This window comes from Amycolatopsis sp. NPDC004747, from assembly GCF_053601335.1.
Window position 1 is genome coordinate 21,047 of sequence record NZ_JBSGBQ010000006.1, and the last position, 26,394, is coordinate 47,440.

The 26,394-nt window shown below is 70.7% G+C and carries 24 protein-coding genes and 1 pseudogene; 7 read left to right on the top strand and 18 right to left on the bottom strand.

The window, feature by feature from the left end; genetic code table 11:
* Positions 1-15: 15 nt before the first annotated feature.
* A complete protein-coding gene (locus ACWEGE_RS11185) occupies positions 16-1,332 on the bottom strand; it encodes a GH1 family beta-glucosidase (protein ID WP_449660294.1) in 1,317 nt (438 codons plus the stop codon).
* Between the two features lie 130 nt (positions 1,333-1,462).
* On the opposite strand from ACWEGE_RS11185, the gene ACWEGE_RS11190 reads away from it, so the two are divergent.
* Together ACWEGE_RS11190 and ACWEGE_RS11195 are read left to right on the top strand one after the other, a co-directional pair.
* The gene (locus ACWEGE_RS11190) at positions 1,463-2,110 is read left to right on the top strand and encodes a TetR family transcriptional regulator (protein WP_449660295.1); all 648 of its coding nucleotides are present in this window, start codon (positions 1,463-1,465) and stop codon (positions 2,108-2,110) included.
* Between the two features lie 515 nt (positions 2,111-2,625).
* Positions 2,626-2,798, top strand: a pseudogene (locus ACWEGE_RS11195) (IS30 family transposase); the annotation flags it as partial.
* Positions 2,799-3,176: 378 nt separating this feature from the next.
* On the opposite strand, the gene ACWEGE_RS11200 reads toward ACWEGE_RS11195, so the two are convergent.
* Positions 3,177-4,361, bottom strand: a complete 1,185-nt coding sequence (locus ACWEGE_RS11200) for an amino acid deaminase/aldolase (RefSeq protein ID WP_449660296.1) — start codon at positions 4,359-4,361, stop codon at positions 3,177-3,179.
* A gap of 86 nt (positions 4,362-4,447) precedes the next feature.
* On the opposite strand from ACWEGE_RS11200, the gene ACWEGE_RS11205 reads away from it, so the two are divergent.
* A complete protein-coding gene (locus ACWEGE_RS11205; RefSeq protein WP_449660297.1) occupies positions 4,448-5,743 on the top strand; it encodes a D-arabinono-1,4-lactone oxidase in 1,296 nt (431 codons plus the stop codon).
* On the opposite strand, the gene ACWEGE_RS11210 is transcribed toward ACWEGE_RS11205, so the two are convergent.
* The 3 genes from ACWEGE_RS11210 to ACWEGE_RS11220 are packed head-to-tail and all read right to left on the bottom strand — an operon-like array spanning position 5,740 to position 7,998.
* Positions 5,740-6,690: a ribose-phosphate diphosphokinase gene (locus tag ACWEGE_RS11210; protein ID WP_003069034.1), complete on the bottom strand. Its 951-nt coding sequence runs from the start codon at positions 6,688-6,690 to the stop codon at positions 5,740-5,742. The two genes, ACWEGE_RS11205 and ACWEGE_RS11210, sit on opposite strands and share 4 nt — an antisense overlap.
* Entirely contained in the window at positions 6,687-7,337 is a 651-nt protein-coding gene (locus ACWEGE_RS11215) for an SDR family oxidoreductase (protein WP_449660298.1), read from the bottom strand. Before ACWEGE_RS11215 ends, ACWEGE_RS11210 begins: the two co-directional genes overlap by 4 nt.
* A gap of 10 nt (positions 7,338-7,347) precedes the next feature.
* Complete coding sequence (locus ACWEGE_RS11220) at positions 7,348-7,998, bottom strand: hypothetical protein (protein WP_072475270.1); 651 nt, start codon at positions 7,996-7,998, stop codon at positions 7,348-7,350.
* Between the two features lie 423 nt (positions 7,999-8,421).
* Here ACWEGE_RS11220 and ACWEGE_RS11225 point away from each other — a divergent pair, with 423 nt between their 5' ends.
* The gene (locus tag ACWEGE_RS11225) at positions 8,422-9,492 is read left to right on the top strand and encodes an HpcH/HpaI aldolase/citrate lyase family protein (protein ID WP_449660299.1); all 1,071 of its coding nucleotides are present in this window, start codon (positions 8,422-8,424) and stop codon (positions 9,490-9,492) included.
* On the top strand, positions 9,489-10,340 hold the full coding sequence (locus ACWEGE_RS11230) for an HpcH/HpaI aldolase/citrate lyase family protein (RefSeq protein ID WP_449660300.1): 852 nt from the start codon (positions 9,489-9,491) through the stop codon (positions 10,338-10,340). The genes ACWEGE_RS11225 and ACWEGE_RS11230 overlap by 4 nt, the downstream gene beginning before the upstream one ends.
* A gap of 40 nt (positions 10,341-10,380) precedes the next feature.
* On the opposite strand, the gene ACWEGE_RS11235 is transcribed toward ACWEGE_RS11230, so the two are convergent.
* The 9 genes from ACWEGE_RS11235 to ACWEGE_RS11275 form a co-directional block, all read right to left on the bottom strand.
* Positions 10,381-11,250, bottom strand: coding sequence for a CU044_5270 family protein (locus tag ACWEGE_RS11235; RefSeq protein ID WP_449660301.1), 870 nt, complete (start codon positions 11,248-11,250; stop codon positions 10,381-10,383).
* Positions 11,243-11,764 carry an RNA polymerase sigma factor gene (locus ACWEGE_RS11240; RefSeq protein ID WP_449660302.1) on the bottom strand — a complete coding sequence of 174 codons (522 nt, stop codon included), beginning with the start codon at positions 11,762-11,764 and terminating at the stop codon, positions 11,243-11,245. The genes ACWEGE_RS11235 and ACWEGE_RS11240 overlap by 8 nt, the downstream gene beginning before the upstream one ends.
* A gap of 79 nt (positions 11,765-11,843) precedes the next feature.
* Positions 11,844-13,229 carry an amidase gene (locus ACWEGE_RS11245; protein ID WP_449660303.1) on the bottom strand — a complete coding sequence of 462 codons (1,386 nt, stop codon included), beginning with the start codon at positions 13,227-13,229 and terminating at the stop codon, positions 11,844-11,846.
* Positions 13,230-13,238: 9 nt separating this feature from the next.
* On the bottom strand, positions 13,239-14,000 hold the full coding sequence (locus tag ACWEGE_RS11250) for an SDR family NAD(P)-dependent oxidoreductase (RefSeq protein WP_449660304.1): 762 nt from the start codon (positions 13,998-14,000) through the stop codon (positions 13,239-13,241).
* The gene (locus ACWEGE_RS11255) at positions 13,993-14,763 is read right to left on the bottom strand and encodes an ABC transporter ATP-binding protein (protein WP_449660305.1); all 771 of its coding nucleotides are present in this window, start codon (positions 14,761-14,763) and stop codon (positions 13,993-13,995) included. Before ACWEGE_RS11255 ends, ACWEGE_RS11250 begins: the two co-directional genes overlap by 8 nt.
* Positions 14,760-15,491, bottom strand: coding sequence for an ABC transporter ATP-binding protein (locus ACWEGE_RS11260; RefSeq protein ID WP_449660306.1), 732 nt, complete (start codon positions 15,489-15,491; stop codon positions 14,760-14,762). Before ACWEGE_RS11260 ends, ACWEGE_RS11255 begins: the two co-directional genes overlap by 4 nt.
* Positions 15,488-16,294 carry an ABC transporter permease gene (locus ACWEGE_RS11265; RefSeq protein ID WP_449660307.1) on the bottom strand — a complete coding sequence of 269 codons (807 nt, stop codon included), beginning with the start codon at positions 16,292-16,294 and terminating at the stop codon, positions 15,488-15,490. The genes ACWEGE_RS11260 and ACWEGE_RS11265 overlap by 4 nt, the downstream gene beginning before the upstream one ends.
* Positions 16,294-17,238, bottom strand: coding sequence for an ABC transporter permease (locus ACWEGE_RS11270; RefSeq protein WP_449660308.1), 945 nt, complete (start codon positions 17,236-17,238; stop codon positions 16,294-16,296). Before ACWEGE_RS11270 ends, ACWEGE_RS11265 begins: the two co-directional genes overlap by 1 nt.
* Complete coding sequence (locus tag ACWEGE_RS11275) at positions 17,235-18,725, bottom strand: ABC transporter substrate-binding protein (protein WP_449660309.1); 1,491 nt, start codon at positions 18,723-18,725, stop codon at positions 17,235-17,237. Before ACWEGE_RS11275 ends, ACWEGE_RS11270 begins: the two co-directional genes overlap by 4 nt.
* Positions 18,726-18,792: 67 nt before the next feature.
* Here ACWEGE_RS11275 and ACWEGE_RS11280 point away from each other — a divergent pair, with 67 nt between their 5' ends.
* On the top strand, positions 18,793-19,539 hold the full coding sequence (locus ACWEGE_RS11280) for a FadR/GntR family transcriptional regulator (protein ID WP_449660310.1): 747 nt from the start codon (positions 18,793-18,795) through the stop codon (positions 19,537-19,539).
* A gap of 10 nt (positions 19,540-19,549) precedes the next feature.
* Complete coding sequence (locus ACWEGE_RS11285) at positions 19,550-20,590, top strand: patatin-like phospholipase family protein (protein WP_449660311.1); 1,041 nt, start codon at positions 19,550-19,552, stop codon at positions 20,588-20,590.
* Here the strand turns inward: ACWEGE_RS11285 and ACWEGE_RS11290 are convergent.
* The 4 genes from ACWEGE_RS11290 to ACWEGE_RS11305 form a co-directional block, all read right to left on the bottom strand.
* Positions 20,576-21,160 carry a class F sortase gene (locus tag ACWEGE_RS11290; protein ID WP_449660312.1) on the bottom strand — a complete coding sequence of 195 codons (585 nt, stop codon included), beginning with the start codon at positions 21,158-21,160 and terminating at the stop codon, positions 20,576-20,578. The two genes, ACWEGE_RS11285 and ACWEGE_RS11290, sit on opposite strands and share 15 nt — an antisense overlap.
* Positions 21,157-21,954 carry a hypothetical protein gene (locus tag ACWEGE_RS11295; RefSeq protein ID WP_449660313.1) on the bottom strand — a complete coding sequence of 266 codons (798 nt, stop codon included), beginning with the start codon at positions 21,952-21,954 and terminating at the stop codon, positions 21,157-21,159. Before ACWEGE_RS11295 ends, ACWEGE_RS11290 begins: the two co-directional genes overlap by 4 nt.
* Positions 21,955-22,014: 60 nt before the next feature.
* Positions 22,015-23,055, bottom strand: a complete 1,041-nt coding sequence (locus ACWEGE_RS11300; protein WP_449660314.1) for a trans-sulfuration enzyme family protein — start codon at positions 23,053-23,055, stop codon at positions 22,015-22,017.
* Between the two features lie 62 nt (positions 23,056-23,117).
* Positions 23,118-26,336 (bottom strand): penicillin acylase family protein, encoded by a 3,219-nt coding sequence (locus tag ACWEGE_RS11305; protein WP_449660315.1) that lies wholly within the window; start codon positions 26,334-26,336, stop codon positions 23,118-23,120.
* Between the last annotated feature and the right edge of the window lie 58 nt (positions 26,337-26,394).

Sequence of the window (26,394 nt, forward strand, 5' to 3'; positions counted from 1 at the left end):
GATTCGTTCGCGAGCTCACTCATGCCGCACCAGCTTCCGGTACCAGTGGAACGAGTCCTTGGGCGTCCGCCGCAGGGTCTCGTAGTCGACGTGCACCAGGCCGAAGCGCGGCGCGTAACCCTTGGACCACTCGAAATTGTCCATCAGGGACCAGCAGAAGTAGCCACGGACGTCGACGCCGGCGTCCATCGCCTCGCGCAGCGCGACGAGGTGGCTGTGCAGGAAGTCGATGCGTTCGGGATCGTGGACACCGCCGTCTTCGGCGACTTCGTCGGCGAAGCTGCAGCCGTTCTCGGTGATCTGGATCGGCGGCAGCTTGTCCTGGTAGCGGTGGTGGAAGTCGAGCAGCAGCTCACGCAGGGCGTGCGGGACGATCGGCGAAGCGTTCGTCGTCATCGGGTAGCCCTCGATGTCCCGCAGCTCGAAGGGCAGCGGGTTGCCGGGGCCGGGCATCGCGACCCCTTGCGGCTCGTAGTAGTTGACGCCGTAGAAGTCGAGCGGCTGCGCGATGGTGGGCAGGTCGTCGGCGAACCCGGCGGGCAGGTGCGCGTGCAGCTCTTCGGGGTAGGTGCCGAGCAGCATGGGGTCGGCGTAGAGCCGGTTGAGCAGGGCGTCCAGGTAGTTCGCGGCGTCGTGGGCGTCGTCGTCCGCTGGCCAGACGGGCGAGTGGTTGTTGGCCGTGCCGATGTTCGTCGCGCCCGCCGCGCGCAGCGCCTGGACGGCGAGGCCGTGCGCGAGGTTCTGGTGGTGCGCGGTGGGGATGGCGTCCAGCAGGAGGACCTTGCCGGGCGCGTACTCGCCGATGCCGTAGCCGAAGATGGACATGACCATCGGCTCGTTGAGCGGAATCCACAGTTTCACCCGATCGGCGAAGCGATCTCCGAGGATGTGGGCGTACTCGGCGAAGCGCTCAGCGGTCGCCCGGGAGAGCCAGCCGCCCTCGTCTTCGATCGCTTGAGGGGTGTCCCAGTGGTAAAGCGTGACGGCGGGAGCGATGCCGGCTTCGCAGACGGCGTCGATGAGCTTGTCGTAGAAGCCGAGGCCTTCGGGGTTCGGCGCGCCCTTGCCGTCGGGCTGGATGCGGGGCCAGGCGATGGACATCCGGTAGGCACCGACGCCGAGTTCCGCCATCAGCGCGATGTCTTCGGGGTAGCGGTGGTAGTGGTCGGCGGCTACGTTTGCTTGTTCACCGCGCGCGATCTTGCCCTCGGTCGCGGTGAACGTGTCCCAGATGGACGGTCCGCGCCCACCTTCGCTGGTGGCGCCCTCGATCTGGAACGCCGATGTCGAAACACCCCAGAGGAAGTCGGGCGGGAAGATCGGGTTCTGCACCGGCTGCTGACCCCTTCGTCAGGGCACCCCTACGGGTGAACATGAAAAGTTCTCATATACTAGGTCTTCACTCGTCCGTGGGGAAGCCCGTCGGCACGATAAAGTCCCAGATCAGACGAGGAGGAGCGCCGTGTCCGACATCCAGGCCGCGAAGGTGCCGGCAGAAGCCACCCCCTTACGCCGTCAACCGGTCCAGCAGAGAAGCGCAAAGCGGGTCGAGCAGATGCTCGACGCGAGCGCGGCGTTGATCGACGAGCTCGGTTACGACGCGCTGACGACGACGTTGATCGCCAAGCGAGCCGGCGTCGCGGTCGGCTCGCTGTACCAGTTCTTCCCGGACAAGCGAGCGGTGGTCCAGGCTTTGACGGCCCGGAACCTCGAGCGCTTCGTGGGCGCGGTGAACGAGCGGCTCAAGCAGCTGGGGCCGGAGCACTGGTGGGACGTCGTGGACTCGATCCTCGACATCTACCTGGAGATGCACCGAACGGTGCCCGGGTTCTCGAAGGTCCACTTCGGCGACATCATCGACCGGCAGCTGCTCGACGAGACACGCGACAACAACGCGGTGATCGTGGATTCGCTGACGGACCTGGTGGCGACGCAGGTCAATCGGCCGGTGGAGGATTTGAGGTTTGCGATCACGATCGCGAACGAGGTCGCTGACGCGCTGATGAAGCTGGCGTTCCGGCGGGAGCCGAGCGGGGACGAGAAGATCGTCGCCGAGGCGAAGTACGTGGTGAAGGGGTACTTGGCGGCTCGGTTCGGGGAGCAGTCTTAGGTATCCACAGAAGTTGTCCACAGGTATGCACAGCTGTGGACAACGTGGCGGTTTCGGGGTGGGTTGTCGGTGGGGGCCGATAGACTGGACTTGGGGACGCCCCCCGGGAGGGCGGTTGCAACACCTGAGTGATCAGGAGTTGCGGATGCCAGACCGGATCGAGATCGGGCCCGGCCCGTCTGTCGGGATCCTGGCCGGTTTAGCCGGGGGTTGATTGCGGAGCGGGCGGCTTACTTTGCCTGGTGGGTGACGGGTGCCGGGAGGCGGCCCGGCGGGTCGGGGTCAACTTCCCGACCGCGAAGCGCTGACGCGCCGAGGCAGCCCAACCCGCGACGACAGCGGCGGTGCCGGTCGAGGTGTCGTCGCGGTTTTTGAGCCTGGCCGAGCGGATCCGGCTCGCTGACCAGGTCCGCGAGCCCGGGGTGTCGTTGCGGGCGATCGTGCAGGATGGGCTGGATGTCCGACGGAGCCCGCAGCAGATCACCTCGCCGGCTCCGCCGCGACCACCCTGACCGCTGACCTGGGACCAGGGCAGCGAGATGCACCTGCACGCCCAGTTCACCGCGGCCACGGACATGCCGGTCTACTTCGGCGACCCACACGCTCCCTGGCAACGCGGGAGCAACGAAACACCAACAGACTGCTCCGCCAGTATTTCCCTAAAGGCACCGACCTGAGCGTCCACACCGCCGGGTGGAGGAGTCTTTCGGGGCCGGGGACGGGCAGGGCTCCGACAAAGTCGGAGTGCCCTTTCAGCTGCCCCACCGGCCCAAACGGCACGCGGAGGCCCGAACCCGCACCCCAGCCAGACCTCCCCACCGCCCCGATCCGAAGCCCCCACACGGCCGGTGGTGCCGGGTCAAGGCACGCTTTCCCGCCTTGACGCGGTACCACCGGCCGTGGTGACAATCAGACTTCGGGGTGGTGGGCACCGCAACCCCGCCCGCGCTCCCGGACGAAAGCCGACAGGCGCCCGCGAAAAGCCGCCCGCGAAAAGCGCAGAGCACCAAGCCACCCGCCCGCCCGCGGCCGGGAGAGGGAAGAGTTCCCCCGAGAGCACAGGCCCTCAGCCGAAGTTCTGATTCTCCCCGCGGTACGTCGGAACCGTCCGCTCCACCCGATCCCCCAAAACCAGGTGGTAGTGGGTGAACCGCTCCGCCAGCTCACCGGCCTTGGCATGCCGCAACCACACCCGGTCACCCAGCTTCAGATGGCGAACCGCCCGCCCCGTCACCGGAGTCTGAACCTCGCCCGCCCCCTCGAAGCCGAGGAACTTCAGTCCCTCCGGCAGGTACGGCGTCGGCTGGCGGGAAGGGCCCGTCGGGCCCGAGGCGATGTATCCACCCGAGAAGAGGGTGGCGATTTTGCGGGTCGGCCGGCGGACCACCGGCAGAGCGAACAACGCCGCCGGGCGGGGCCTGAACCGGGTGTAGCCGTCGAACAGGGTTGGGCCGATCAAGCCCGAGCCCGCCGCGATCTCGGTGACCACCGCGTCCGCGCCCGTCGATTCCAGGCTGCCCGTTCCGCCTCCGTTGACGAACTCCAGCGGCGTCACCGCCTCGACCGCCCGTACCGCTTCACCGCGGCGGCGGGCCAGCTCGGCCGCCGATCGGCGCTGCATCCAGCCCACCACCGCCTGCTTCGCGCGGTTGCCGGACGCGTCGCCGAGGCCCGCTATCTGGCCTTCGTACGCCATCACGCCCACCAGGCGGAAGCCCGGGCGGGCGACGATCTGGCGGGCGAACGTCTCGGCCTGCTTCGCGGTGAACACCGGCGAGCGCCGGGTGCCGACGTGGATGCCCGGCAAGGGGCGCCAGGAGGCGTCCAGCTCCAGGCAGACGCGGATCTCCGGGTGGCCGTGGCCGAGAGCGGCGTCCACCAGGTCGAGGTGCGCCGGGGAATCCACCATGATCGCGATCGCCGCGCGGGCGCGCTCGGAGGCGGCCAGGCGGCGGAGGGCCTCGTGGTCCGCCGTCGGGTAGGCGACGACGATGTCATCGGTCGTGCCCTGCTCGACGTGCCAGACCGCTTCCGCCAGCGAGTAGCACATCAGGCCCTCGAAGCCCGGCATCGTCAGCGCGCGCTCCAGCAGCGCCCGGCAGCGGACCGACTTGCTGACGACGCGGATCGGCTTGCCTGCCGCGCGGCGGCGGAGGTCGGCGGCGTTCGCGTCGAACGCCGCCAGGTCGACCACAGCCAAGGGTGGATCGAGGTCCTTGGTCGCCAAGTCGTACTCCGTCGCACTGGTCACGAGGTCTAAAGTACGACACGAAGGCTTGAAACGCGAATACTATTCACTTACTGTTTCGAGCACTCACGGACGAAGGGTGCGCGCGCATGACCCGGTGGACCAACTGGGCGGGCACGGCGTCCGCCTCGCCGCGGCACGTTCACCAGCCGCGCAACCCGGCGGAGCTCGCAGCGACGGTGGAGCGCATCGCCGCGGCCGGCCGCACCGTGCGGCCATGGGGCAGCGGGCACTCCTTCACCGCCATCGCCGCCGCCGACTCCGACGCGCTCGACCTGCGGCACTGGACCGGGGTGGAGAAAGCCGACCTCCAGACCGGGCACGTCACGGTCCGGTCGGGCACCACGCTGCGGGAGCTCAACGCCGCCCTCGACGCGGTCGGGCTGGCCATGACCAACCTCGGTGACATCGACGCGCAGACCGTCGCCGGCGCGATTTCCACCGGCACCCACGGCACCGGCGCGAAGCTCGGCGGTCTCGCCACCCAGGTCGTCGCGCTGGAGCTCGTCCTCGCGGACGGCTCGGTCGTCGCCTGTTCGGCCGACGAGAAGCCCGACCTCTTCGCCGCCGCTCGCGTCGGGCTCGGCGCGCTCGGCGTGATCACCACGGTGACGCTCAAGTGCGAACCGTCCTTCGTCCTGCGCGCACAGGAACGGCCGGAGCCGCTGGAACAGGTCCTCGAGGGCTTCCACGACTTCGCCGACGAGAACGAGCACTTCGAGTTCTACTGGTTCCCCTACGGCAAGAACGCCCTGGTCAAGCGCAACAACCGGACCGAGACGGCGCAGCCGCTGAGCAAGGTCCGCGAGTTCGTCGACTACCGCATCATGGAGAACGTCGCCTTCGGCGGGCTCTGCCGGACCGGACGGCTGATGCCCCGGCTCGTGCCGTCCCTGGGCAGCTTCGCCTCCAACGTGCTGAGCGCGCGCGAGTACAGCGACGTCTCGCACCGCGTCTTCGTCACCGCGCGCAACGTCCGCTTCACCGAAACGGAATACGCTGTTCCACGTGAATCAGTGCTGGACGTGCTCGCCGAACTACGGGCCGTAGTACCGACGCTCAAGGACCCGGTGATGTTCCCGGTCGAGGTGCGAGTCGCCGCGGCCGACGACATCTGGCTGTCGACCGCGCAGGGCCGCGACTCCGCCTACATCGCGATCCACCAGTTCGTCGGCATGCCCTACCGCGAGTACTTCAGCGCGTTCGAAAAGATCGCCGGCGCCGTCGGCGGCCGCCCGCACTGGGGCAAGATGCACGACCTCGACGCCGGCGTCCTCCGCACGCGCTACCCGCACTTCGACGACTTCCTGCGCGTGCGCAAGGAAACCGACCCCAACGGCGTCTTCACGAACACCTACCTGGACCGCGTGCTCGGACCGGCTTAAAAGAGCGCCGACACCGATTCGCCGTTGTGGATCCGGCGGATCGCCTCGGCCATTGCCGGCGCGATCGAGAGGATCTTCAGCTTCTCGGTGCGTTCCTCCTCGGGCACCGGGACCGTGTTCGTGCAGACGATCTCCAGCACCTCGGGCCGGCTGCCGATGCGCTCGATGGCCTTCGCCGCGAACAGCCCGTGCGTGCAGGCGACCCGGATCGAGCGCGGCTGCAGCTCGGCCAGCCTGTCCAGCAGTTCGAGCACCGTGCTGCCTTTGGCGATCTCGTCGTCGAGGACGATCACGTCCCGGCCGGTGATCTCGCCGATCACCGAGGTGATCTGGACGCGGTCGTCGGGGAAGCGTTCCTTGGCACCCGCGGCGACCTGGACGCCGAGCAGCCGCGCGAAGTGCGACGCCTCCTTCGCGTTGCCCAGGTCGGGCGAGACGACGGTGGCGCGCGAAAGGTCGTACTGCCGGAAGTGCTTGGCCAGCTCCTGCAGCGCGTGCAGGTGATCCACCGGGACGCTGAAGAAGCCGTGGACCTGCGGCGAGTGCAGGGTCATCGCGAGCACGCGGCTGGCCCCGGCCGTCACCAGCAGGTCGGCGACCAGCCGGCCGCCGATGGAGATGCGCGGCGCGTCCTTCTTGTCCGAACGCGCGTACGAGTAGTGCGGGATCACCGCGGTGATGCGGGACGCCGACGCGCCGCGCGCCGCGTCGAGCATCAGCAGCAGCTCGACGAGGTGCTCCTGCACCGGCTTCACCAGCGGCTGGATGATGAACACGTCCCGCTCGCGGCAGTTGGACTGCAGCTGCACTTCGAGGCAGTCGTTGGCGAACCGCTGGATCTCGACCGGCCGCAGCGGCACGCCGAGGTGCTCGCAGATCTCTTCGGCCAGTTCGGGGTGCGCGCTGCCGCTGAAGACGGCGATTTCCCGGGAAGCCTGGGTGATCACAGCGCAGAGATCGCTTCGGCGATGGCGTCCTCACCCGAGATGAGTGTCAGCGTGCGGTGGATCGAAGCGGGCGCGTCGAGCAGGGCGACGAGCACCGCGGCGACGTCGTCGCGCGGGATCGGGCCGCGGGGGGTCTGCTCGGCCAGCAGGACCAGGCCGGTGCCGGGGTCGTTGGTGAGCGACCCGGGCCGGAGGATCGTCCAGTCGAGGTCGCGCGCCTTGAGGTCGTCCTCGGCCGCGCGCTTGGCACGCAGGTAGTGCCGGAATTCTTCGGTGACGTCGGGGTTCTCCGGGTTGTCGGCGCCGATGGAGCCGACCTGGATGTGCCGCCGGACCCCGGCTCGTTCGGCCGCTTCGGCGAACAGCGCCGCGGCGCCCCGGTCCACAGTGTCCTTGCGGGCGGTGCCACTGCCCGGGCCCGCGCCCGCCGAGAAGATCGCCGCGTCCGCGCCCTTCAGGACGTCGGCGACGGCGTCCACATCGGAGTTCTCCAGGTCGAGGACGACGGCCTGGGCGCCGGCGGCTTCGAGGTCCGCCGTGTGGGCGGGATTCCGGATGATCCCGACCCCTTCGTCACCGCGCGCGGCGAGCAGCCGCTCCAGCCGCAGCGCGATCTGACCGTGTCCACCAGCAATGACGACTCGCATGGAGCCGACCTTAGTGCGAAGCGGGCGCCTCTGCGGTGCGCAGGAGGTGGTCGTAGACCAGCTCGTTGACCAGGCGGGAGACCGGGTCCTCGGCCAGCACGACGCGCTCGGTGCGGCCCTCGAGGTCGAGGTCGACGACCGCGTTCGGGTCGGCGGTCACGACGGCGAGGCCGTACGCGCGGGCGCGCGGCAGGCAGTTGCCGACGTAGTCCTCGGTGAGCACGGCCGGGGACGGGAGGACCATCGCGGCCTCGCCGTAGCGGGCGAACGGAACCGCGGAGGCCATCGCGGTGCGCCAGTGGCGCGCGACGGCCAGGACGCCGACGATCTCGGCGGCCGGGGCGGGGGCGGTTCCGGCCAGCTCCGGCCAGGTCCAGGTGTCGACGGTGGCGCGGTCGGCCACCGGGCCGGCACCCATCGCGATGCGTTCGGCGTGCACTTCGGTGCGGAGCTTGGCGACCACGCAGACCTTGCGGCCGAGGATCGTGGTCTCGGGGAGGACGATGCCGTTCCAGCCGAGCTGGGCGGCGGCGGCGCGGGCGAGCTCGTCGACGCTCGCGGGGAGCTCGATCGGCGGCACCACGCGGCTCGGCATCGACCGGCTGCGCTTCGCGCCACCGGCGACCGTCGAGCGCTCGGTGTTCTGAGGTGTAGCCGCCACGAGTCCGCCTCCTTCTAACCCTGCACCGCTTCGTGACCGGGGGAAACCGGCACCTCACTTGTCTAACAGCGCGGCGGCGCGACGTCGCCGGGTAGTGCGAGTGGCTGCGATCGGCGGCGCCCAGCGGTCGATGACCGGTCGGTAGGCGGTCATCGGACTTCGGTCGAACGGTGCGGCCAACCGAGTGATCGCGGGGTGAGTGGCATTACGGTCCGGCTACGGGTGATTACCCGGGGCAGGACCGGTCAAACCGGGTTCCACTAGCCCAGATGGCGCAACAACGGCAGAATCCACTGTGGACGCGGGTCGCTGAGCTGCGGTTGTCCGCCGTCACCCACATGGCGGTGACTTGCACCGCAGCGGTCCCGCGCGCGCGGGACTAAAGTTACCCACCAGTCACTTAGCCGCCGCCGTGGAGGACCGATGCGCTCCCCGAAGGACTTCTTCGCCCCGCTCGCCCTGGGCGCGCCCGCCCCGGTGCGCGAGATCCCGGTGACGCCGTCCCGGATGATCCACTTCTTCGACCCCGGCAACGAGAAGATGGCGGCGAAGGTGCCGGACATCGCGAAGAAGGTCGACGTCCTGCTCGGGAACCTCGAGGACGCCGTCCGCGCCGACCGCAAGGAGGCCGCGCGCGCCGGCCTGGTCGCGATCGCCAAGGCGAACGACTTCGGGAAGACGCAGCTGTGGACCCGCGTCAACAGCCTGGACTCGCCGTGGGTGCTCGACGACCTGGTCACGCTGGTCACCGAGATCGGCGACAAGCTCGACGTGATCATGGTGCCGAAGGTCGAGGGCGCGCAGGACATCCACTACGTCGACCGGCTGCTGGCCCAGCTCGAGGCGCGCGCCGGGCTGACGAAGCCGTTGCTGGTGCACGCCATCCTCGAGACGGCGAGCGGCGTGGCCAATGTGGAGGAGATCGCCGGCGCGAGCCCGCGCATGCAGGGCATCTCGCTCGGCCCGGCCGACCTGGCCGCCAGCCGCCGGATGAAGACGACCCGCGTCGGCGGCGGGCACCCCGGCTACCTGGTGCGCACCGACCCGGTCGGTGACGACCTGAACGAGGGCCGCACGACCTACCAGCAGGACCTCTGGCACTACACGGTCGCGCGGATGGTCGACGCCTGCGCGATGCACGGGATCCTGCCGTACTACGGGCCGTTCGGGGACATCCGCGACGTCGTGGCCTGTGAGGACCAGTTCCGCAACGCGTTCCTGCTCGGCTGCGTCGGCGCGTGGAGCCTGCACCCGGTGCAGATCGACATCGCGAAGAAGGTGTTCTCGCCTTCGCCGTCCGATGTGGCCTGGGCGCGCCGGGTGATCGCCGAGATGGGTGACGGCACGGGCGCGGTGATGATCGACGGGAAGATGCAGGACGACGCGTCGGTGAAGCAGTGCCGCGTGGTCGCCGAACTGGCCGACGCCCTCGCGGCGGACGACCCCGAACTCGCCGCGGCCTACGACGCCGCCACCAAGGAGGCCCTCGGATGACCACGCCCCGGCGCTCTGTCCTCTACATGCCCGGCGCGAACGAGCGCGCGCTGGAGAAGGCCAAGACGATCCCGGCGGACGCGCTGATCCTCGACCTCGAGGACGCCGTCTCCCCCGACGCCAAGGAAGCCGCGCGCGAGCGGGTCTGCGCGGCCGTGGGCAACTACGGTTCCCGCGAGGTGACCATCCGCGTCAACGGACTGGACACCGAGTGGCACGACGCCGACCTGCGCGCGGCCGCATCGGCCGGGCCGGCCGCGGTGGTCGTGCCGAAGGTGAACTCGGCGGCCGAGGTGCACAACATCGAGCGGGCGCTGGAGCTCGGCGGGGCACCGGAGCACACGAAGATCTGGGCGATGGTCGAGACACCGGTCGCGATGCTGCACGCCGAGGAGATCGCGGCGGCGTCGGAGCGGCTGACCGTGCTGGTGATGGGCACGAACGACCTGGCCAAGGAGCTGCACGCGGAGTTCGTCCCCGGCCGCGGCCCGCTGCTCGGCGGGCTCTCGCTGTGCCTGCTGGCCGCGCGGGCGACCGGCAAGGTGATCCTCGACGGCGTCTACAACGACGTGAAGGACCTCGAGGGGTTCGAGGCCGAGTGCGAGCAGGGCCGTCAGTACGGGTTCGACGGGAAGACGCTGATCCACCCGGCGCAGGTGGAGCCGTGCAACCGGATCTTCGCGCCGTCCGAGCAGGAGATCGACCGGTCGCGGCGGATCATCGAGGCGTTCGACGAGGCGAAGGCGTCCGGCAAGGGCGTGGTCACGGTGGACGGCCGGATGATCGAGAACCTGCACGTCGACAACGCGCGGCGGGTGCTGGCGCTCGCCGAGGCGGTCAAGGGCTGAACCCCGGTGGCCGGGCGGGTCGCCCGGTCACCGGGGTGGCTCACTTCGGCAGGGAGTCCGTCCACTCGGCACCAACCTCCGCGCCTTGCGGGTTGGCGACCTTGTAGATGGCGCCGTCCGCTGTCACGAACATCGAGGTGTGGCTGATGCGTGCCGTCGCCGGGTCGACGACCAGGCGGTACTCCCCCGGCAGCAGGAAACCGCGGCCGCCCGGGACGGGGCCGAGGTCCTGGACGCCCGGGTACGCCGCGATCGAGCGGAAGGCCGCCGCTCGGACAGCCGGGGGCGCAGGCAGGGTCGAGACCAGCGAAACCATCGACAGCAGCAGCTCCCGCTCCCGGTCCTCCGCGGTGAACGGGCCCGCGCTCGTCCGGGCGCCGCTGTGCGCGATCGCGTTCACGAGCCAGTCCCGCAGCGCCGCCGGGTCGGTGGGCAGAGTCCGGAGCTGCTCGAACGTCACGTCGGTGGCCCCCAGCTGCAGCGGGTTCGACCCCAGTGAGATGACCCGGCCACCGGACTTTGCGCCCCGGAACCACCGGTGGCCGTCGGTCGTGTACCAGTCTTCGTAGACCAGGTTGTCCAACGCGGTCTTGACGTGCCAGTACTTGCCGGTGGCGGCCGGGGTGCGCTCGGCCACCGTGGCCGCCGCCAGCAGGACCTGGGTGCCGGTGAGGACCGGGGCCACGGCCTGCGGCTGCGGAGCGGGTGCCGGGGTGCCGGGCAGGGTCGCCACCACGACGGCCGCCGCGGCTGCGGCGGCTACCAAGCCGGCGCCGATCGCGAGCGGGCGGACCCGGCGGCGGGGCGCGCCCTGCATCCGGTTCAGCAGCCGGTGGCGGCTGCGGTCGACGACGTCCTCGGCGGGCGGGGACGTCACCAGCACGGCCCGCACGGCCTGCAGGTCATTCATCGGAAACCTCCGGGGAAAGCACGGAATTGAGCTTCTTGCGGGCGCGGTTCAGCCGGGAGCCGACGGTGCCGGGGGAAATGCCGAGCGCCTCGCCGACCTCCGCGTAGCCGAGGTCGGCGAGCGCGACGAGCAGGAGGACGTCGCGTTCCCCGGCGGACAGCCGGGACAACGCCTTCCCCACCCGGGTGGCCACGACCGCATCGACAACGCGGTCTTCGTGGCCTTCGGCGGCTTCGCGTGAGTCAAGCCGCGAAAGCGCGCGGTAATGCCGGGCCTCCTTGCGGCGGTGCCGGGACACCAGGTTCGTCGCGATGCCGAACAGCCACGCCCGCAGGTCGCCGCGGTCGGCGTCGAACGTCTTCCGGCGGTCGAAGGCGACCAGGAACGTCTCGGCGGCGACGTCCTCCGCGGTCTGGGCGCCGAGACGGCCGGCGACGTACCGGAAGATGTCCCCGAAGTAGCGGTCGTGCACCTCGGTGAACCGCTCGATGCCGAGCACCGGGGCCGCCGTCATGGGGCTGCCTCTGTCATGGGGTTCCTTCCCGTCGGCGACAGTCACACCACCACTTCGCCGCTGGGGTGGAACTTCTTCCCTATCCGATCGGCCAGGGCCGCTGCGGCGGGCGAAGCCGCTCGTAGGCGGCCGCGACGCGGAGGACGCCGAGGTCGTCGAAGCGGCGGCCGGCGAGCTGGAGGCCGATCGGGCGCCCGTCGTCGGTGTAGCCGCAGTTGACCGACGCCGCGGGCTGGCCGGACATGTTGTACGGCACGGTGAACGCGATGTGCTCGAACGGCCGGGCCGGGTCGTTCGTCGGGGACGCCCACTCCGCCGGCGGCGCCGCGACCGGGCAGGTCGGGGACAGCACGACGTCGAACGCCGAGGTCGCGCGCAGGGCCGCGACGCTGATCTCGTCGATCCGCGCGAAGCCGCGGTAGACGTCCACCCCGGACGCCTCGGCACCGCCCGCCGCCCAGTCCGCGATGTACGGCAGGACCTTGGCGCGGCGGTCGGACGGCAGGGCCGTCATGTCCGACCACGCCCGCGTGCGCCAGAAGGTGTCGAGCCCGTCCAGCATGTCGCGGGTGAGGAACGGCTCGACCGGCTCGACGACCGCGCCCGCGGCCTCGAACGCACGGGCCGCCGCGGTGACGGCGTCGCGGATCGCCGGGTCCACCGGGAGACCGGGACCGGACTCGAGCTGCAGTCCGACGCGCAAGCCGGTCACCTCGACCTCGAGCGACGACCAGTCGAACTCCGACGGCGGCAGGCACAGGTGGTCACGCGGGTCCGGGCGCGAGAGCACGCTCATCAGCAACGCCGTGTCGGCGACCGTCCGGGTCATCGGGCCGGCGACGCGGCCGAGGAACGGCGGGACGACCGGCACCCGGCCGAAGCTCGGCTTGAGCCCGGTCAGGCCGCACCAGCCCGCGGGCAGCCGGATCGAGCCGCCGATGTCCGTGCCGACGTGCAGCGGGCCGTACCCCGCGGCGGCCGCGGCGCCGGCGCCCGCGCTGGACCCGCCGGGGGTGGCCGAGAGCTGCCACGGGTTGCGGGCCGTGGGGTGGAAGCTCGACCGCCCGGACGTCAGCATCCCGTAGTCCGGCATGGTCGTCTTGGCCAGCAGGACGGCGCCGGACTCGCGGACCCGCGCGGCCGCCGGGGCGTCCTCGGTGGCCGGGACCGGTTCCGTCGCCGCCGTGCCCAGCGGCACCGGCGTGCCGCGGGTCGCGATGTTCTCCTTGAGCGTGAGCGGGACGCCGTCGATCGGGCCCAGCGGTTCGCCGGTCGCCCAGCGCGCTTCGGACGCCTTCGCGTCTTCGCGGGCGCCTGATGGGTCGTACGCGTACAACGCGTGCAGCTCCGGCTCTCGCGCTTCGATGCGCGCGAGAACGGCTTCGGTCACCTCGACCGGCGAGAGCGTCTTCGCGCGGTACTGGGCGACGAGCTCGACGGCGGTCAGGTCAGGCAGCTCGGTCATGCGCGCTCCTCACGAGGCTGGCGGGTCGAAGCGGCCGTCGACGGCGGTCCAGCCACCGTCCACAGCCAGGACAGAGCCGGTCACGAACGACGAAGCGTCCGAAGCGAGGTACACGACAGCTCCGGCGATTTCGTCCGGACGCGCCCAACGGCCCAACGCGCCCTTCGCCGCGTATGCCTCGTACCACTCGGGGTTCGCCTTGATCTGCGCGGTCAGCGGGGTCTCGACGACACCGGGCGCAATCGCGTTGACCCGGACACCGGACGGCCCGAACTCCGCGGCGGCCGTGCGGAACAGCTGGACGAGGCCGGCCTTCGTCGCCGCGTACGGGCCCTGGCCGGGCTCGACGGTCGTCCCGCGGATCGACGAGAAGCCGATGATGCTGCCCCGGCCGCGCGCGACCATGCCGGCGCCGAAGGCGCGGACGACCTCGAACGCCACCCCGAGGTTCAGCGCGACGACGCGGTCGAACTCTTCGCGGTGGTAGTCGAGCAAGCGTTTGCGGACGTTCGCCCCCGCGGTCAGCACCACGACGTCCGGCGGCCCGAGGTCGGTCGCCGCGCGCTCGACGGCGCCGGGTTCGAGGAGGTCGAGCTCGTACGGCTCGCCCACCCCAGCCGCCCGCGCGGCTTCGAGGTCGACGTCCGCGCACACCACCGAAGCGCCGTGCGCGGCCAGCGCCCGCGCGGCTTCGCGGCCGATGCCGCCCGCGCCGAGCACGACGGCCCGCCGTCCGTCGAGCCGGAACAGCGTCGAGTAGTCCTCAGCCATCGGCACCTCCGCGCAGCCGGGCCAGCTCCGCGCGCAGGTTCGGTGCGGCGGCCAGCAGTTCCCGCGTGTACTCGTGCTTCGGCGCGTCGTAGACCTGCGCCACGTCACCGAGTTCGACGATCTCGCCCCGGCGCATCACCGCGACGCGGTCGCAGACGTGCCGGACGACGCCGAGGTCGTGGGAAACGAAGACCAGCGTCAGCGCGAACTGGTCCACCAGCGACGCGAGGAGGTCGAGGATCTGGCCGCGCACGGAGACGTCGAGCGCGCTGACCGGTTCGTCGGCGATCAGCACGCTCGGGTTCGGCGCCAGCGCGCGGGCGATCGAGATCCGCTGCCGCTGGCCGCCGGAGAACTGGTGCGGGTAGCGCCCTGCCGCGTCCGCGGGCAGGCCGACGGCGGCGAGCAGCTCGGCGACGCGGTCGGGCTCCCGGCGGCCGAGCGGCTCGGAAACGATGTCCAGCACGCGCATCCGCGGGTCGAGCGAGCCCATCGGGTCCTGGAAGACGATCTGCAGTTCCGACCGCAGGAAGCCGAGGCGGCGTTCGGGCAGGTTGTCGATGCGCCTGCCCTGGAAGGACACCGTGCCCGCGGTCGGCTTGTCGAGCGCGGCCAGCAGCCGGACCAGCGTGGACTTCCCGGAGCCGGACTCGCCGACGATGCCGAACCGCTGCCCGGCCTCGACGTCGAAGCTGACGCCACGCAGGGCGTGCACGTCCCGGCGGGCGTACCGGCGTTCGAGGTCGCGGACTTCGATGATCATCGCCGGGTCTCCAGGTCCGAGGCGTCGAGAAGCTTCCGGGTGTAGGCGTGCGAAGGCGAGGTCAGGACTTCGCGCGTCGAGCCCGCTTCGACGATCTCGCCGTCCAGCATCACCAGCACGCGCTCGCACACCGAAGCCACGACGGCGAGGTCGTGCGTGATGAACAGCAACGCGCTCTCGGCGGGCAACGACGTCTTGATCAGGGAAAGGATCTGGGCCTGCACGGTGACGTCGAGCGCGGTGGTCGGCTCGTCGCAGATCAGCAGCGACGGCTCGTTGGCCAGCGCCATCGCCAGCACGACCCGCTGCCGCTGCCCGCCGGAGAGCTGGTGCGGGTACGCGCGGGCGGTGCCCGGCAGACCCACCGCGGCGAGGAGGTCTTCCGCGCGGTGACGGCGGCCGTGGATCCGCCCGGGTTCGGTGACCTGCCGCCCGACGCGCATGGCCGGGTTCAACGCCGTCATCGGCTCCTGGAACACCATGGCCAGCTCGTCGCCACGCAGCCGCGAAAGGTCCTTTTCGGACATTCCCAGCAGCTCGCGGCCGTGCAGCGAAACCGAACCCCACGCCCGCAGCTCCTCGGGCAGCAGGCCCATGATCGCCAGCGCCGTCAGCGACTTCCCGGACCCGGATTCGCCGATCAGGCCGACGCGCTCGCCGGCACCGATCTCGAAGGAGACGTCCCGGACCAGGTCGCCGACCCGGAGCCCCGCCACCGAAAGCGTCATACGCGCGCCGCCAATCGGGGGTCGAGGCGGTCGCGGAGGCCGTCGCCGAGGAGGTTGAAGCCGAGGACGGCGACGGCGATCGCGATCCCGGGCACCAGCGCCAGCCGCGGCTGCACGGTCAGCAGCTCTTGGGACTCCTGCAGCATCCGGCCCCACGACGGCGTCGGCGGCCGCGTGCCGAAGCCGAGGAACGACAACGCCGCCTCGGCGAGCACGGCGATCGCGAACGAGACCGACGCCTGCACGATCAGCAGGCCGGAGATGTTCGGCAGCACGTGCCGCACCGCGATGTTCAGCCGCGACCGGCCACCCGCGCGGGCCGCGAGCACGAACTCGGTGCTCATCACCTGCAGCGTCCCGGACCGGGCGAGCCGCGCGAACGACGGGATCGTCGCGATGCCGATCGCGACCATCGCGGTCAGCGTGTCCGCGCCGAAGACGGCGCCGAACATGATGGCCAGCAGCAGCGCGGGGAAGGCGAGCACGAGGTCGTTGACGCGCATGACGAACTCGCCGAGCCACCGCGGCGACATCCCGGCGAGGACGCCCAGCGGCGTACCGATCACCGCGGCGATGCCGACGGCGACGACCCCGACGTACAGCGTCGTCCGCGCGCCGACCATGAGCTGGCTGAGCAGGTCGCGGCCGAACTTGTCGGTGCCGAACCAGTGGGAGCCGGTGAAGCCGAGCAGCCGGTGGGTCGCGTCGACCTTCACCGGGTCGAACGGCGTCCACGCGAACGACAGCAGCGCGGCCAGCACGACCAAGCCGACGAGCACCCCGCCGAGCAGGAGATTGCGCATCACGAACCCCGCAATCGCGGATCGAGCACGGTGTAGAGGACGTCGACGACGAAGTTGACCAGCAGCACGCCGACCACCAGCACGAGCACGATCCCCTGCACGGTCAGCAGGTCGCGGGAACCGACGGCGTCCAGCAGCATCGAACCCAGGCCGGGCAGCACGAACACGCGCTCGACGACGACCGCGCCGATCAGCAGCGTCGCCAGCTGCAGGCCCAAGACCGTCACCACCGGCACCGAAGCATTGCGCAAGCCGTGCCGCACCAACGCCTGTCCCGGCCGCAGCCCCTTCGAACGCGCGGTGCGCAGGTAGTCCTGCCCGAGCGTGTCGAGCACCGCCGACCGGACGTACCGGGTGAGCACCGCGCCCTGGACCAGGCCGAGCGACAGCGCGGGCAGGATCAGCCCGCGGAAGAACTCGCCGAAGTCCTGGTCCGGCGGTGTCCACCCGCCGGACGGCAGCCAGCGCAGCTGCACGGCGAAGATCTGCACCAGGATGATGCCGGCGAGGAACGCCGGGATCGCGACGCCGATCTGCGACAGGCCCGAAACCCCCGCGCCGGACGCCTTCCGGTGCTTCACCGCGGCGAACGTGCCCGCCGGAACCGCAATCACCAGCGCCACCAGCACGCCCGCGCCGACCAGCCACAGCGTGACGCCGAGGCGGTCGAGCAGCTGCGGGCCGATCGCGTCCCGCGTCACGTAGGAGCGGCCGAAGTCGCCGTGCAGGACACCGCCGATCCAGTCGAAGTACTGCGTGACCAGCGGCCGGTCGATGCCGAACTCCGCGCGGGTCTTGGCGAGCAGCTCCGGCGTCGCGCTGACACCGAGCGCGACCTGCGCCGGGTCCCCGGGCAGCACGGCCATGAACAGGAACACGACGATCGACGCGACCAGCACGCTGACCACGAAGATCGCCGCCCGGCGCAGCACCCTGGCCGTCATCGCGGCGCCAGCCCGGTCAGGTCGAACGACTCGCTCACCTGGTTCTGCACGAACCCGCCGACCTTCGCCTTCGCGACGATCACGTTGGGGAACAGGAACAGCCAGTCCGCGGCCGCGTCGGCGTTCAGCTGCCGCGCGACCTCCTTCATGTCCGCGACCTGCTGCTCCGGCGTCCCGCTGTCGGCCTCGGCGAGCAGCTGCTGGACACGCTTGCCGTCGTAGCCCCAGTAGTACTTCGGCTTCCCGAACGTCGTGATGTCCCGCGCCTCGACGTGCTGGATGATCGACAGGTCGTAGTCGTGGTCGGTGAACACCTGCTTCAGCCACACCGCCGGGAAGTCGAGCGGCTCGATCGTGGTCCGCACGCCGACGTCGGCGAGCTGCGACTGGACGACCTGCGCGGCCGAAACCGCGTACGGCAGGTTCGGGATCCGCAGCCGCAGGTTCAGGTTCGTCGCGCCGGCCTCGGACAGCAGCGCCTTGGCTCGTGCGGGGTCGAAGCGGTAGACGTCCGCCAGGTCCTCGTACCAGGGGTCGGTCGGCGGGACCATGCTGCCGATCAGCGTGCCGCGGCCGGCCCACGCCGTGTCCAGCAACGCTTTCCGGTCGATCGCGTACGTCAGCGCCTGGCGCACGCGCAGGTCGTTCAGCGGCGGCCGCGCGTTGTTCATGGCCAGTGTGACTTCGGAGTTCGTCGTGCCCTGGACGACCTGGAACCGGTCGTCGGACTGGAACTGCGGGACCGAGTCGGGCGCGGTGACCGCGGAGATGACGTCGATGCCGTTGCTGAACAGCGCGTTGTTCAGCGCGGTCGGGTCCTTGATGTACTTGAGGACCACCGTCGAGTACGCCGGTTTCCGGCCCCAGTACCCGGGATTCGCCTTCAGCACCACCGAGTCGCCGCGCTTGCGCGCCGCGACGCCGTACGGCCCGGTGCCGACCGGCTTGTTCGCCAGGTCGCCGACGCCGGTCGGGCTGAACATCGCGCCGAGCCGGCTGGTGAGGCTGAACAGCCAGCCGTTGGACGGCTTCGACAGCACCACCCGCGCGTGGTCCGGCGCCACGACGTCGACGTGGTCGACGACGTCCATTGTGGACTTGATCGAGATCGTCCAGTCCTTCTTCACCCGCAGGAGCGAGAACTTGACGTCCTCGGCGGTGAAGGGCGCGCCGTTGCTGAACTTGACGCCGTCGCGGAGCCGGAAGTCGTAGGTCTTGCGGTCCGGGCTGATCGTCCACGACTGCGCCAGCAGCGGCACGATCCGGCCCTGCGCGTCGAGCTTCACCAGGCCTTCGTAGACGTTGTACAGCAAGGCTTGCGGAATGGCGGCGCCGTCGGTGCGGGTGAAGTCGAAGTTCGCCGGCTCCGCCGTGAAGCCGACGGAAAGCGTGTCCGGACCAGCGGAAACACTGGCCGACGAGCCAGCCGAGCAGCCGGACACCACGAGCAGCAGCACCGCTGCCACCAGGGGAATCCGGGCTTTCATTCGGCCTCCAGGTAAGTACACTGGTCTGACCAGTAGCCTGCACCGACCCGGACGGCGAGGTCAAGGGATGCGGTTCGAACCGGTGGCTCCCGTGCGCGCGTACGAGCGGGTCGTGGAGCAGATCGAGCGGGCTGTGATCGGCGGCGAGCTCCAGCCGGGCGAACGCCTGCCCAGCGAGCGCGAGCTGATGACGCAGTTCGGCGTCGGCCGCTCGACGATCCGCGAGGCCCTGCGTGTGCTGCAGGCGGCCGAGCTGATCCGGTCACGGCCCGGCGACCCGCGCGGCCCGGAGGTGCTGGCCGCCTCCCCCGCCGCGCTGCACCGGTCGATGCGCCGGCTCGCGCGCGCCGACCACGTCGGGCTCGCCGAGCTGCTGCAGTTCCGGATGATCCTCGACGGCTCGGCCCACCTGCTCGCGGCCGGGCTGCGCACCGAAGAAGACCTGACCGGCCTCGACGCGGCCCTGCAGTCGATGCGCGAAGGCGTCTCTCGCGGGTACGCGGAGTTCAGCCGCGCCGACGTCGCCTTCCACGAGGTCATCGCGCGCATCTCCGGCAATCCCCTGCTGGTGGTCAGCGAAGAGGTCGTGCGGGGGGTCGTGCTGGAACTGATCGAGGACAAGCTCGCGCACGCCAGCAACCGGACGTCGCTGATGCGCAGCTGGCTCGCCCACCACGCCGAAGTGCTCGACGCGATCCGCGCGGCCGACGGCACGGCCGCGGCACAGCTGGCCAAACGGGCGTTGTACGACAACTACGCCGAATACGTCCCGGCCGCGCAACGGCCGCTGCTCGCCCCGTTGCTGGAGTCCTAAACTCGGCCGCGTGGACTCGGCGAAACGGGACGGCGTCGGCCTCGCGCTCTCGGGCGGCGGCTACCGCGCAATGCTCTTCCACGCCGGCGCGCTCTGGCGGCTCAACGAGCTCGGCTGGCTGCCGAAGCTGACCACCGTCTCCAGCGTCTCCGGCGGTTCGATCGCGGCGGGCGTGCTGGCGCACGCGTGGAACAAGCTGTGGTTCGGCGAAGACGGCGTCGCGGAGAACTTCGGCAAGGAGGTCGTGCAGCCGATCCGGAAGCTCGCCCGGACGAACCTCGACGTTCCGGTCACGCTCAAGGCGATGGCGATGCCGTGGCGCAGTGCCGGCGAGGAACTCGCACGCCGCTACGCGAAGCACCTCTTCGGGGACTGCTGCCTCGCGGACCTCGACCCGGCCGGGCCGAACTTCGTGTTCACCGCGACCAGCCTGCAGGACGGCTCGCTGTGGTGGTTCTTCCGGCAGCCGGGCCCGCACGGGCAGATCCCGCTGGCCACCGCCGTAGCGGCGTCGTCGGCCTTCCCGCCGATGCTCTCGCCGGTGGTGATCCCGGACCCGCACCAGCCCGGCCGCAAGATCGTGCTGAGCGACGCCGGCGTGTACGACAACCTCGGCCTCGACCCGATCGAGAACCAGCGGGCCACCGTCCTGGTCAGCGACGCGGGCAAGAAGATGAAGCACGAGGCCAAGCCGAGGCACAACTGGCCGATGCAGCTGCTGCGCGTGCTGACCGTGATGGACAACCAGGTCCGCGAGCTGCGCACCGGCTCGCTGCTGAAGTCCTACGAGGACAAGACCTACGCCGGGACGTACTGGGCGACCTACAGCAACATCGAGAACTTCGAACTGCCGGACGCCCTGCCCGCCCCCGTCGAGCTGACCAGGAAACTCGCCGAGACGAAGACCCGGCTGACCCGGATGTCGGAGACGACGCAGGACCAGCTGATCAACTGGGGTTACGCGGTCTGCGACGCGGGCATGCGGCGCTGGGTGTGCCCCGGGACGTCGTTGAAGCCGAAGTTCCCGTACCCCGGCTCAGGCGTTGGCTAGCTTCGCGTAGACGACGATGTTGTCCCGGTAGCTGTGCTCGGCGTGGTCGAACGCGCCACCGCAGGTGATCAGCCGCAGCTCCGGGTCGTCGCTGTTGCCGTAGACGGCGTCGCGCGGGAACGTCTCCTTCGGGACCTGCGTGACCCGGTCGACGACGAACTTCAGCTTCCTGCCGTCGCTGCGGTCGATGTCGACCTCGTCGCCGGGCGCGAGGTCCTTGAGCTTGGAGAAGATGCCCGGCTTCTTGTCGCCGTCGACGTGCCCGAGCACGATCGCCGGGCCGACGTCGCCGGGCACCGGCGACAGCTTGTACCAGGCCGCCTGCATCGGCGTGTGCACCGAAGGGACGGAGATCGAACCGTCGGGCTTCACGGCGACGGCCAGCAGGCTGGACTCCGCGCCGATCTTCGGGATCTTCACCGATGTCGGGCGCAGTCCCTTGAACGGCACGGTCACCGGCACCGAGGACGGCACTGGAGCGGGTGGCGCGGCCTTCGGCGGTTCGGCGGTGCCGCACCCGGCCAGCGCCAGTGCCAGTGCGAGCGCCGCGGCCGCCCGGCGGACCGTCACCAGGCCGTGCCGCCGAAGCCGGTCTCGACCCCGCCCTTGGGCGCGACCTTGACCTGGGCCTTCGGAGCGGCGTTGCCGGCGGGCGTGGAGCTGGTCGCGGTGGTGACCGGCGCGGTGGTGACGGACGCGGTGGTGACCGGCGCGGTGCTCGATGCGGGCGCGCTGGATGTCACCGTGCTCGTCGCGGTGACGGTCGAGGTCGGCGGCTGCTGCTTCTGCTCGAACTCCACGATGCCGTTGCCCTCGACACCCCCGCAGGTCCAGCTGAACTTCGCGGTGGTGGTGCCGGCCGGGGCGTCGACGACGCGCACCGAGTAGTTCCACAGGCGGCCGTCGGCCTCGTCCTGGTCCGGGCCACCGGTGACGCTCAGGTACTGGGTCGCGACTCCGCTGGGCTTCCCGGCCGCGCAGGCGATGACCAGGACTCCTTCGCCGCCGAGGCCGACAAACCCGTGGCCGGTGTTGTCCTGGTAGTCGTCGCCCTTCGGCGGCTCCTGGGTCTCGCCCTTGAGCTCGGGCTGTGCCTTGGGCGCGATCATCCGATCGGTCGACTTGACGTCACCGTTCGTGCGCTGCGAAGGGGTTGTCGCCGAGGTGGGGGACGAAGGCGCCGTGGTGCTCGCCGGGCTGCTCGATGTCGAAGTTTCCGAAGTGGAAGTCTCCGAAGTGGACGTGGTGGTTTCCGTGGGTGACGTGCTGGTTTCCGTCTGCGCCAGCGCGGCGGGCGTGGCGGCGAAGGTGGCGAGCGCACCCGCGAAAACAACCCCGGCGACCCTGCTCAGCGTTCTGCCCACGATGCACTCCCAACGCGTTGACCTGCGATGTCGCGACTATCGGCGATTCGGCGGGACGCGTTACTCCGGTAGGGCGATCACCAAGTCGTCCCACAGGTCGTCAGGGTCTTCCAGGCCGACGCTGAACCGGACCAGCCCGGGCGGGACGCGCTCCTCGCCCGGCAGCCACGCCCGCCGCTCGACCAGGCTCTCGACGCCGCCGAGGCTGGTCGCCGACCGGATCAGCCGGACCGACGCGCAGAAGCGGTCCGCCGTCTCGGCGTCGGCGAGGTCGAAGGAGACCATCATCCCGAAGCCCGGGTAGCGCACGCGCCGCACCGCGGGGTGCTCGGCGAGCCGCGCAGCCAGCAGTGCGGCGGTGCGGGACTGCTCCGCGAGCCGCACGGGCATGGTCCGCAGGCCCCGGAGGGCGAGCCAGGCTTCGAGGGCCCCCGGCGTCGACCCGACCCGCGTCCGCGCGCCGCGCAGCTCGGCCGCGACGGCCGGGTCCTTGGCCACGGTGATGCCGAGCAGCAGGTCGCTGTGGCCGCCGATGAGCTTGGTCGCGCTGTGCACGACGACGTCCGCGCCCAGTTCGAGCGGCCGCTGCTGCAACGGCGTCGCGAAGGTGTTGTCGACGACGACCCGGCCGCGCGCGGCCGCCGCGATGGTCTCGATGGCCATCACGTCGAGGGTCGGGTTGGTCGGCGACTCCAGCCAGATCAGGTCCGACGTCGCGGCCTCGGCGACCCAGGCGTCGGTGTCGGCCGGGTCGAGCTCCGTGACGGCGAGCTTGCCGAGCTGCTGCGCGTGGGCCAGCACCCCGCGCGTCACGGCGTAGCTGAACGTCGGCACGACCACCCGCGAACCGACCGGCAGCAGGTCCAGCACCGCGGAGAGGGTGGCGACGCCGGACGCGAACGCCGTCGCGTGCCCGCCCTCCAGCGCCCCGACGGCTTCCTCGAGCGCGTGCCAGGTCGGCGTCCCGTCGCCGCGGGCGTACACGAAATCGCCACCGGCCTGGTAGGTGCTGGTGGCGACGAGCGGGGTGTTCAGCGGCTCGCCGGGACCGTGCGGCCGGCCGGCGGCGATGGCCTTGGTGCGAGGCGTCCAGTCGTCCATGCGCCTCACGGTAATGGGAGGCCGGGGCACCCACGCGTCCGCGAGTGCCCCGGCCGGGCTTCTCAGTGCGCGTAGACCTCGAACTCGTACAGCGAGTAGCCGTACTTCGTGCCGCGCTGGACGCCCTGCATCTTGACGAACCGGGCCGGGGTGGCGGCGAAGGCGAGGTTGTCCTGCCCGCCGTCCCCGTCGGTGACCACGGCCGCGTCCGTCCAGTTCACCGTGTCCGGCGAGAGCTGGATCCGGTAGCTCTTGCCGTACGCGGCTTCCCAGCTGAGCAGCACCCGCGAGACCTGCTGGACCGAACCGAGGTCGACGGTGATCGCCTGGTCGTCGCTCCAGTCGCTGGCCCAGCGGGTCGAGGCGTTGCCGTCGATCGCGTTCGACGCCGGCGAGTTGTAGAAGCCGGTCTCCGCGCTCGTAGCGCTGACCGTCTTCGTCGCCGCCAGGTTGGCGATGTTGTCGCCGCGGTGTGCCGCGTACTCGACGACCTGCTGGAACGTCGGCCGGTTCTGCCAGCTGATCTTGTCCTGCGTGATGCCGCCGAGCGGGTTGTGGACGATCGTGTCGGCACACCACTGGTCACCGGCCGAGCAGGACGCGTCACCGGGGTAGACGGTGTTCGCGGCCTGGCCGGCGGCGGTGGTCAGCGAGTCGACGAGCGCCTGGCGGCACGCGGTGACGTCGCCGCCGCCGCAGAACGTCTGGGCGAGCGGGCCCGCCACCGGCTGGCCGAGCACCTGCCGGATGTCCTTGCTGACGTAACCCCACCAGCCGTACTGGAACGACGAGCCCTTGTGCGGCTGGCCGGTGTGCTGGCCGTTGCCGTTCTGGAAGCCGGACGGGCTTTCGTTGATGCCCAGCACGTTCGTCATCGCCGTGTAGGCGGCGTCGCCCATGCCCGGCTTGAACTCGGCCTGGACCAGCAGCGGCCACCACGCGTCGAAGATGCGGATCGCGTCCGCGTCCGCGTAGGTCTTGCTGCCGGGCGAAGTCTCGGTGCGCAGCTGGCCGTGGGAGAGCCACGTCTTGAGCTTCGCCTCCGCGTCCGCCGCCGCGCCGGTGGCCGGCGTCTTGTCGAGCACCTGCAGCAGCAGCGGCAGGACACGCTCGGCCCGCAGGTCGGCCAGCGCGGCGTCCGCCATCGCCTGGGTCAGGTTGACCCGGGTGACCTTGGTGCCGCTGGTGATCAGCTTCTTGACCCGGGAGTCGAGCAGGTCGACGCGGTGCACGGCGGACTTGTCCGCGCCGGCCGCGGCGTAGCCGTTGGCCTGCGCGTTGTTCCAGCTGACGTAGTAGTCCTGGTTGACCGACTGCGGGTGCTGCGACGCCGGCGTGTAGGTCGCGAGGTTGCCCGCCGGGTTCCAGCCGATCCAGTCGTGGCCCTGGTCGCCCCAGACCGGCATGTTCGGGTCCACATCGGACTGCCGGGCCGGGTTGGCCCCGGAGTTGAAGTAGGCGATGTCACGGGAGTCGGCGTAGAACCAGTTGAAGGTGAAGTTGATGTCGGCCGCGGCCTTCTGGAAGTCCGCCGCGGACTTGACGAAGGTCGGGTCGTTCAGCTCCTGGAAGCCGATCAGTGAATCGACCTCGTGGAAGTAGGACGACCGCAGCGCCGCGTACGCCACCGGCTTGCCGCCGACGGTCGCCCGGCTCTGCACCGGCCCGTACTTGGTCCGGTAGCTGCGCAGTGTGTAGGACCCGGCCGCGGTGCCGTCGGCGACCGTCGGCTTCCAGGCGTTCTTGACCTCCACGGTCTCCATCGGGACGCACTTGCCCTGGTAGGTGTAGTAGTTCGAGTCCTTCGTCGGCGTGCCGCCGTTCGGGTCGCACAGCTGCAGCGCGTAGGTGTCGATGATGTCCTGCGCCGACGTCGTCGCGCTCCACGAGTAGTCCTGGCCGCGGCCGAGGAGCGTGTACATGCTCAGCCCGGCGAAGGCCGCACCGCGCGAGCTGATGCCCGGGCCCTGCAGTTCCTGCAGGAGCAGCAGCTGCGGCGCGAAGTAGCCGGTCTGCGGGCCGAACACGGCGACCGGGTGGCCGCTGGCGGTCTTCGCGCCGGACACGAGCAGCGCGTTCGACATGCCGTGCTTCTCGCTCAGCATGTTCGCCGGCAGCACGCCGTTCTCGAACATCCCGCGGGCGGGCTCCAGCTCCGCGGGCGTGGCGACGTCCACAGTGGACGGCGTCGCGGTGGCGGCCGAGCCGGTCTGGTCGAACACCAGGGGCTGCGGAGTCACCGAGTTCTTGTCCGGCATGGCCCGGCCGGCCGCGTTGGCCGGGGTCTTGCCGTACGGGAAGGTCTGGCCGTCGTGCAGCGTCTTGACCGTCTCCGGGTCGTCCTCGGACCGCAGGCTCTGCCACACCTTTTCGCCCTGCACGACGCCGTACTTCTCCTGCATCGCCAGCTTCGCGATGGCGTTCTGGACCTCACCGCCGCCGCCCGCGCCGAACTCGGCGCCGATCAGCGAGGCGAGCGCGACCAGGTCGGTCAGCTTGAACGGTTCGATCGACCCCGCGTTGGTGATCGAGTCGACGTGCCCGGTCAGCACGTACTCGCCGGGGAAGTACCGGCCGTTGTAGGACTCGGAGATGTACTGGTTGATGCCGGCCACGTAGGCCTGCGCGTCGGCGAGCCCCTGCGCGCCGCGCGGGCCGCTGGCGGCCGTCCGGTCGATCTGCTGCTGCAGCTCGGCTTCGGTGTACGGCGCGTTCGCGAAGAACTGCTGCTCGAGTTCGCGGTTGGCCGGTGCGCCACCGGCGAACGAGGTGACCTGGCCGCGGGCGGCGTGCCGCAGCACGTCCATCAGCCACAGCCGGTCCTGCGCGGCCGCGTACCCGGCGCCGAACTCGGTGCCGGCGCGGGTGGTGCCGGTGATGTGCGGGACGCCCAGGGCCTTGTCCCGCACGATCGTGACGTCGGAGCGTGGCTTCGTCGTGCTCGCCACCTGGTCGGCCGGGACGCCGAACGAGGAGTCGTTGAAGTACTGGTTGATCGCGCCCGTGGTCAGCGTCTTGTAGCCGCCGGCCAGCGAGGCGTACTTCCCGAGCTGGTCGGAGGCGTGCGCTGGGCGAGTGCCGAGCAGCTTGTGCGCCAGGATGTCGGCGAGGGTGGCGTTGCCGTTTTCGCCGGGCGGGAGGATGTCGCTGCACTGCCCGCCGCAGTAGTCGTCGGGGGACAGGGCCGCCTGCGCGGCCGGCGGGGTGAGGACAACCTGGGTAAGCCCGGCCACGAGGGCCCCCAGTGCCGTGATGGTCAGGGCTCGGATGCGTCGTCGCATGCCGGGGCTCCCCTCAGTCAGAAGAGTGACGAAGCGCACGCTACCGAGCAGTAGGCTA